The following is a 7,671-nucleotide window of genomic DNA, read 5'->3' on the forward strand; positions in this document are numbered from 1 at the left end:
CCCCACCCGCCCCGCCCCCCCCCCCCGCCCCCTTGGCTGGGGTGTCCCGTTGGTGGCGGGGTGGGGCGGCGGGGCGGGGCGGGGCGGGTCTGACTAGGACAAATTCCAGTCCACAGGCTCTCGTCCGGCCCTCTCCAGAAACGCGTTGGCCCGGCTGAACGGCTTCGAACCGAAAAATCCGCGATGCGCAGAGAGCGGGCTGGGATGCGGCGAGCGGATCACGCAATGGCGCGATTGGTCGTCCAGCCCGGCCACACGCCGAGCCTTCGACTGCGCATGACTGCCCCACAAGATGAATACCGCCGGTTCTTCGCGTGCAACAACTGCCGCCACGCAGGCATCGGTGATCGCGCCCCACCCGCGCCCCGCATGGCTGCCCGCCTGCCCTGCCTCGACCGTCAGCGAATTGTTGAGCAGCAGAACCCCGCGCTGCGCCCAGGGCGTCAGGTCGCCCGATGTTGGAGAGGTAACCCCGCAATCCTGAACCAATTCCTTGAAGATGTTCCGCAGCGAAGGCGGATGCGGCACGCCCTCGGGCACCGAGAAGCTCAATCCCATGGCCTGCCCCGGCCCGTGATAGGGGTCCTGCCCCAGGATCACGACCTTCACCTCGTCGAGCGGCGTTAGCTCGAGCGCGCGCAAGCGGCAGCCTTCAGGCGGGTAGATCGTCTTGCCTGCATCCGCCTGCGCACGCAGGAAACCGCCAAGCTGCCGTGCTTCGGGCGTCGCCAGCACCGGCTCCAGCGCGGATCGCCAGCTTTCGGGAAGTGCCTGCGTCATTGCACTACCGCTATGATGCGCGAGGCCGCGTTGCCAGACACCCTTCCCCTCTTTCCCCAATATGCCTAGGGGCGGGGATCGGGAGAGGTCCGGCACCGCACAACAAAGGATCCCAATGGCAGTACATTTTCACGAAGAAGACCTTCCTGCAGGCGTGCTTGCGGACGGGCCGGTGGCCGTCGACACGGAGACCATGGGGCTCATCACCGCGCGCGACCGGCTGTGCGTGGTCCAGATCAGCGACGGCCAGGGCGACGAGCACCTGGTGCGCTTCGGTGTGAACAGCAGTTTCGATGCGCCCAACCTCAAGGCCGTGCTGGCCGATCCGGCGCGCGTGAAGCTGTACCACTTCGCCCGCTTCGATCTGGCCGCGATCGAACATTACCTCGGCGTTACCGCCGCTCCCGTGTTCTGCACCAAGATCGCGAGCAAGCTGACCCGTACCTATACCGACCGGCACGGGCTGAAAATGCTGGTGAGCGAACTGCTGGGCGAAGAGATTTCCAAGCAGCAGCAAAGCTCCGACTGGGGGGCGCCGGTCATCACCGATGCGCAGCGCGAATATGCCGCGTCCGACGTGCGTTACCTGCACCGCCTGCGCGACATTTTCGAGGAACGGCTACTGCGGGAAAACCGTATGGAAATTGCGCAGGCCTGTTTCGACTTCCTGCCCACGCGCGCGCGGCTCGACCTTGCAGGCTGGGCCGGCGCGGATATTTTCAGCCACGAGTAGGCCGCGAGGCCCGAACCCGCTATGCATCACGATCCGGTGGACGAAACGAAGGAAGCGCGCCGCCAGCGGCGTGGGCGGCAACGCCAGGCGGCCCCGGGTGGCTTCCACGACCGGCTGATCCGCCTGCTCGCCATTGGACTGCCGATGGCGACCGGAGCGATCGTTGCCTTCCTCGTGATTGCGCCGTTTTCGCCGCGTAGCGAAGTGTCCTTCATCCTAGACCGCGACAAGGTGGAGCAGATCGACGAGCGCCTGCGGATCGACAATGCGACCTACCGCGGTGCCGACAACCAGGGGCGCCCGTTCTCGCTGCTGGCCGAGGAAGCGGTTCAGCAATCTAGCGAGGAAGGCATCGTGCGCCTGCAGGAAGTCGTCGCGCGCATCCTGCTGCAAGATGGGCCCGCGCAGCTTTCCGCAGAGGGCGGCGACTACCGGATCGAGGACGAATTCCTCGCGGTTCGCGGCCCTGTGATGCTCAATGCAACCGATGGCTATAGCTTGATCGCGCGCGGTGTTTCGGTCGACCTGCGCGATCAGCTGCTGGTCGGGAGCGAGGGCGTATCCGGCTCCGTCCCGGCGGGCACATTCTCGGCCGACAGCCTGAAGGTCGATCTGGAAAGCCGCACGATTACGCTTGACGGGAATGCGCGGCTGCGCATGGTGCCCGGCGCATTGGAGAGCATGCAATGACCGGCCAGCCGCACCGCCAGACCACCCGCACCCTCGCGCGCACCGCGCTGCGTTCCGGCATGGCCGGGTTCGCTTTGGCTGCCTGCACGATTGCAGGGCTGCATCTCAATGCGCAGGCCATCGCCGGCCACAATTCCAACGCCCCGGTGAACTACGCAGCCAACCGCATCGAACTGCAGGATCGCCAGAACCGGGTCGTGCTTTCGGGCAATGTCCAGATCGACCAGGCCAACCTGCGGATGACATCGGCGCGGACCATCGTCGACTATTCGGACGCGGGTTCGCTCAGCATCCAGCGCATTTCGGCAACCGGCGGAGTGACCGTGACACGCGGCAACGAGCGCGCGCAGGGCAGCGTAGCGGTGTACGATTTCAACCGGCGGGTTATCACCATGACCGGCGATGTACGCCTGCGTCGCGGATCGGACACGCTCAACGGCGGTCGACTGACGATCGATCTGCGCACCGGCCTGTCCAGCATCGACGGTGCCGGTGGCGGTCAGAATGGCCGCGTTACCGGCTCCTTCTCCGTCCCCAGTGACTGATTTGTAGGCGTACGGCACCAGCCGCCTCAAACTAACGCGCAGCGACCCGCGCGATCCACGCGATTTCCTGACTCAGCAGCAGCTCGGCCTGCTGGCTGTTGGCAAGCAGTGCTTGGTGCAGAGCGGTCAGCCGCGAAACCAGCCGGTCGAGCCGCTTGCCGCGCCAGATTCGCAGCTGTTCGGAGAGGTCGCGTTCATCCTTGAAAAAGATCCGCCGTGCGCGCTTCTGCGCCTCGACGAAGGAGCCGACATCCTCGCCCGGCCGCATCCGCGCCGAGAGTTGTGCGAGTTGCGCAGCACGCCGCTCGAACGCAAGGGCCACGCCAACCGGATTGAGCGAGAGCGTGTGCAGACGCGCGAGTTCGTTCGGCAGGCGTTTCGCATGCCCGCCGAGCGCTGCATTGACGAGCGGCATGAAGCCGTCTTCCTCGCTCGACGCGCCGATGGCATCCCACGCGGCCAGATCGGCTGTTTTGGGCGCATCGGGCGCAGCGTCCAGATAAAGCGCTAGCTTGTCGACCTCCGCTTCCGCCAGCCGCCGGTCGAGGCCGGAAGCACGCGCTATCCGCTGCGCGAGGTCGCCGCCCAGCCGCATGCCGTGCCGGTCGGCAAGATCGCGGACCGTATTCGCCATGTCGGCAAGATTGGGCGGATAGAACATCGCCACCAGCGTGCCATTGGCGCCCGCGACAAGCTTTGCAGTGCGCGATTTGTCCGTGGCGCTGGTCGCGACCACCAGCACAGGGCACGCGTCGCCATCCGCTTCGAAATGCAGTTTCAGCGCGTCGTGCGCCTCTTCGCCGGTCGCCCGCACGAGAATGTGGCGCGCATCGCCGAACAGCGAGGAGGATCGCGCCTCATCAGCCAGCCGCACGGGGTCGCGGCGCAGGTCCGAACCGGGTATCTCGACCCGCTCACCTGCATCGGGAAGCTGACTGACGATGGTCGCTGCCGCAGCCGATGCCGCGCTTTCATCGGGCCCACAGAAGAAGAACGTGCGGCATTCGCGTGCGCTCTGCGACGCCATCCGCCCGAAGGTATTCTGGGTTGCCTTGAACGATTGGCTCCTGGCCATGCGATCAGTTGCGTTGGCGCAGCGTGACCGAAACGCGGGTCACGATCTGGTCCGCGACCACTTCTGCCAGCCGTTCGATCGCAGCACGTTCGGCAGCAATGGTCGCATAATCGCTCGACACGACATCGATACCCGCGTCGGAGCCAGCCGTTGCGTCGAGCAGGATGGCGCCGCTGGCAATATCGACCAGCTGGTAGCGGGCCCGCAGGATGCGCCGTTCGCGCGTCACGCGCTCGTCGCTCAGCAGGCCGAGGCTTTCGAGCTGGTCGTCGAGCTGCACATCGAGCCGGTAGCGCGGCGGTGCATCGGTTTCGCGCAGGGACACGCGATCTTCCAGCGCCGTCGCCACCAGCCAGCCATCCCGCCCTTCGATGGGTGCGATATCGACCGCCGAAAGGTCTGCAACCGCGCCCTTTCCGCTCGCGCCCGCATAGATCGGCTGCAACCCGCAGGCCGACAGCGCGCACGCCGCGATGAAGAGCAGAACGAATCGCATCAGGTAACGATATTGACCAGCCTGTCCGGCACCACAATGACCTTGCGGATTTCGGCCCCGTCGAGCGAGCGCTGAACCTTCTCGCTCGCCAGCGCCATTTCCTCGAGCACTTCTTTCGATGCACCCTTGGGCGCGGTCAGCGTGTCGCGCAGCTTGCCCTTGTGCTGGACGGCGATGGTTACCGATTCGTCCTGCAACAGCGCCTCGTCGACCTCCGGCCACGCAGCTGCGGCGACCAGCGATGTGTTGCCAATGGCGGCCCAGGCCTCTTCGGCGAGGTGCGGCATCATCGGCGCGACCAGCATGAAGACCGTCTCGATGGCGTTCGTCCGATCCGCCGACGCATCGGCCTTCTCGATTGCACCGACCAGTTCGTAAAGCTTCGCGACCGCCTTGTTGAAATGCAGCGCCTCGATCGTCTCGCCCACGTCATGCACGGTCCGCGCGGTCTTGCGAGCAAGCTCCGCATCTTCGCCAGTAGCCTGCGGATCATGCTCGCCCACCAGGCGCCACACGCGCTGGACAAAGCGCGCACAGCCTTCGATCCCCGATTCGGACCACGGCAGGTCACGTTCCGGCGGGCTGTCGGACAGCATGAACCAGCGCACGGCGTCCGCGCCATATTGCGCGATGATCGTGTCGGGATCGACAACGTTGCGCTTGGACTTCGACATCTTGACCACCCGCCCGATGCTGATCGGGAAGCCATCGTCTTTCAGGATCGCGCCTTGGCCGTTACGCTCGATCTCGTCGGGTGCGAAATAGACTACACGTCCGGTCTCCGGCTCGCGCCGATAGTAGGTTTCGTGCGTCACCATGCCTTGTGTGAAAAGGCTGGCGAAGGGTTCGGTGAAATCGATCTGGCCGAGCCGAGCGAGCGCACGGGTCCAGAAACGCGCATAGAGCAGGTGCAGGATCGCATGCTCGATCCCGCCGATATATTGTTCGACCGGCAGCCACTTGGCGACCTCTTCGGGGTCGAACGGGCGATCACCGGGCTGGCTGGCGAAGCGGAGGAAATACCACGAGGAATCGACGAAGGTGTCGAGTGTGTCGGTCTCGCGCACAGCCTCGCCGCCGCATTTGGGGCATTGGGTGTGCTTCCACGTCGGATGGCGAACCAGCGGATTGCCGGGCGTCTGGAAGTCGACATCGTCAGGCAAGGTCACGGGCAGATCGGACTTGGCGACCGGCACAACCCCGCATTTCTCGCAATGCACGAAGGGAATCGGTGTGCCCCAGTAGCGCTGGCGGGAAACACCCCAGTCGCGCAGGCGCCACACCGTCTTGCCCTCGCCCCAGCCTTCTTTCTCGGCCCGGCCGATCACTTCGCGCTTGGCAGTGTCGACATCCATCCCGTCGAGCGGCCCCGAATTGACCAGCACGCCTTCGCCCGGTTCGGCGCCGGCCCCCAGGGGACGGTCCGCATCGGCGGTACTGGTCCCGACCACGCGCTGGATGCGCAGGTGGTATTTCTTGGCGAATTCGAAATCGCGCTGGTCGTGTCCCGGCACGCCCATCACCGCGCCGGTGCCGTAGTCCATCAGCACGAAATTGGCGATGAAGAGCGGCAATTCGCAATCCTCGATCAGAGGATGCTGCGCAGTCAATTGCGTGCGATAGCCCAGCTTTTCCGCGGTTTCGAGATCGGCAGCCGTCGTCCCGCCGCGCTTGCATTTCTCGATGAATGCGGCCGCTTCGGCGTCTTCGCTCGCCAGCGCCTGCGCAATGGGATGATCGGCGGCGACTGCCACGAAACTGGCGCCGTAAATCGTATCCGGGCGGGTCGAGTAAACTTCCAGCTTCTCGCCATTCGAGATGTCGAAGGCGAACTGCAGGCCGCGGCTCTTGCCGATCCAGTTTTCCTGCATCAGCCGGACCTTTTCGGGCCATTTGTCGAGCGATTCCAGCCCTTCGAGCAGTTCGGGTGCGAAGTCGGTGATTTTCAGGAACCACTGGTTCAGCTTGCGCTTCTCGACCTCGGCGCCGCTGCGCCAGCCCTTGCCGTCGATCACCTGCTCGTTGGCGAGCACGGTCATGTCGACGGGGTCCCAGTTGACCTCGCTTTCCTTGCGATAGACCAGGCCCGCTTCGTACAGGTCGATAAACAGTGCCTGCTCGTGGCCGTAATAGTCCGGCTCGCAGGTCGCCAGCTCCCGGCTCCAGTCGAGCGCGAAACCGAGGCGCTTGAGCTGCGCCTTCATCGATTCGATGTTTTCGCGGGTCCACTTGCCCGGATGGACGCCCTTTTCCATCGCGGCGTTCTCGGCGGGCATGCCGAATGCATCCCACCCCATCGGGTGCAGGACTTCGTGGCCGCGCATCTTCTTGTAGCGCGCCAGCACGTCGCCCATCGTATAGTTGCGCACGTGCCCGATATGGATGCGCCCCGAAGGATAGGGGAACATCTCGAGCACGTAGCTCTTGGGCTTCTCGCTCCCGCTATCCGCCCGGAAGCATTCGGCCTCGTCCCATGCCTTCTGCCAGCGCCCGTCGGCACTCGACGGGTCGAAGCGGGTATCACTCATGATCGGGTCTTTTTGCGTTTCGGGTTAGCTTGCAATGGCCTGGCGCCGCAGCGCGCGGGCCTTGGTCAGGATAATGTCTTCCAGCTTCTGCACGGTCGCCGCCTGCACCGGCGCATCGACCCAGTTGCCACCTTGGTTGACTTGGCGGCTGGCAGCGACCCGCAGCGCGTCGGCGCGCAGATCCTGATCGAGGATCGAAACCGTAAGCTTCACGCGCTCGCCCGGGTTTTCCGGGTTGGCATACCAGTCGGTCACGATCACACCGCCGGCGCTGTCTGCCTGCAACAGCGGAGCGAAGCTGACAGCCTCCAGGCTGGCGCGCCAAAGATACGAATTCACGCCGATCGTCGTCACCTGGCTGGCTGCAACATCGGGATCGGGCAAGTCATTGCCGCTGGCGCATGCGGAAAGTGCAACGCAGGTGCCCAGCAGGCTGGCGGAAACAATCTGGAGGCGGCGCTTGATCATCGTGGCAGGCTTTCCAAGTAAAGAATGCGAAGGAACCGGTCGGCAGACCGCGCAAGAAGAGCCTCTATCGCCGCGAAGGGGTCGCAGCAAGGGCGTGCCTGCCTTGATCGGCATAGCAGCGCCTCCCGGCTGTACGCATGATGAACCCGGCGCCGTGCTGTGTGCGTCTTGCAACAGGTATGTGACAAGCGCGGCGACCCGCTGTGGAAAAGCTGGCGCCGTGGCCCGCAATTGCTTAAGAATAGGGATCGAATACGCAGCAATGCGCGTTCACCGGCCGTAAGGAATGCGGCAACTAGGATGTGAGGCCATGGGCGAAACTGCCGTTTCACGACTGCGCAAGCTGATCGCTCCCG

At 64.7% G+C, this 7,671-nt stretch carries 8 protein-coding genes; 3 read left to right on the forward strand and 5 right to left on the reverse strand.

Annotated features, from left to right (window positions below):
- Positions 1-93: 93 nt before the first annotated feature.
- Complete coding sequence (gene ung, locus ACEQXE_RS06275) at positions 94-780, reverse strand: uracil-DNA glycosylase (protein ID WP_370178085.1); 687 nt, start codon at positions 778-780, stop codon at positions 94-96.
- 115 nt (positions 781-895) lie between these two features.
- On the opposite strand from ung, the gene ACEQXE_RS06280 reads away from it, so the two are divergent.
- Genes ACEQXE_RS06280 through ACEQXE_RS06290 form a run of 3 tightly spaced genes read left to right on the forward strand, consistent with a single transcriptional unit; the run spans position 896 to position 2,748 of the window.
- Positions 896-1,513: a ribonuclease D gene (locus tag ACEQXE_RS06280; protein WP_370178086.1), complete on the forward strand. Its 618-nt coding sequence runs from the start codon at positions 896-898 to the stop codon at positions 1,511-1,513.
- Positions 1,514-1,534: 21 nt separating this feature from the next.
- Positions 1,535-2,203: an LPS export ABC transporter periplasmic protein LptC gene (gene lptC, locus ACEQXE_RS06285; protein WP_370178087.1), complete on the forward strand. Its 669-nt coding sequence runs from the start codon at positions 1,535-1,537 to the stop codon at positions 2,201-2,203.
- Positions 2,200-2,748 (forward strand): LptA/OstA family protein, encoded by a 549-nt coding sequence (locus ACEQXE_RS06290; protein ID WP_370178088.1) that lies wholly within the window; start codon positions 2,200-2,202, stop codon positions 2,746-2,748. The genes lptC and ACEQXE_RS06290 overlap by 4 nt, the downstream gene beginning before the upstream one ends.
- 31 nt (positions 2,749-2,779) lie before the next feature.
- Here ACEQXE_RS06290 and holA read toward each other — a convergent pair whose 3' ends face one another.
- From holA to ACEQXE_RS06310, 4 genes are read right to left on the reverse strand one after another with little or no spacing between them, the layout of a single operon-like run.
- Positions 2,780-3,823, reverse strand: a complete 1,044-nt coding sequence (holA, locus tag ACEQXE_RS06295; protein ID WP_370178089.1) for a DNA polymerase III subunit delta — start codon at positions 3,821-3,823, stop codon at positions 2,780-2,782.
- A gap of 4 nt (positions 3,824-3,827) precedes the next feature.
- Positions 3,828-4,319, reverse strand: a complete 492-nt coding sequence (lptE, locus tag ACEQXE_RS06300) for an LPS assembly lipoprotein LptE (RefSeq protein WP_370178090.1) — start codon at positions 4,317-4,319, stop codon at positions 3,828-3,830.
- A complete protein-coding gene (gene leuS, locus ACEQXE_RS06305) occupies positions 4,319-6,847 on the reverse strand; it encodes a leucine--tRNA ligase (RefSeq protein WP_370178091.1) in 2,529 nt (842 codons plus the stop codon). The genes lptE and leuS overlap by 1 nt, the downstream gene beginning before the upstream one ends.
- A 24-nt stretch (positions 6,848-6,871) precedes the next feature.
- Positions 6,872-7,315, reverse strand: coding sequence for a DUF3576 domain-containing protein (locus tag ACEQXE_RS06310; RefSeq protein WP_370178092.1), 444 nt, complete (start codon positions 7,313-7,315; stop codon positions 6,872-6,874).
- Between the last annotated feature and the right edge of the window lie 356 nt (positions 7,316-7,671).

This window comes from Alteriqipengyuania sp. (genome assembly GCF_964222115.1).
In the GTDB taxonomy this organism is placed as follows: Bacteria; Pseudomonadota; Alphaproteobacteria; order Sphingomonadales; family Sphingomonadaceae; genus Alteriqipengyuania.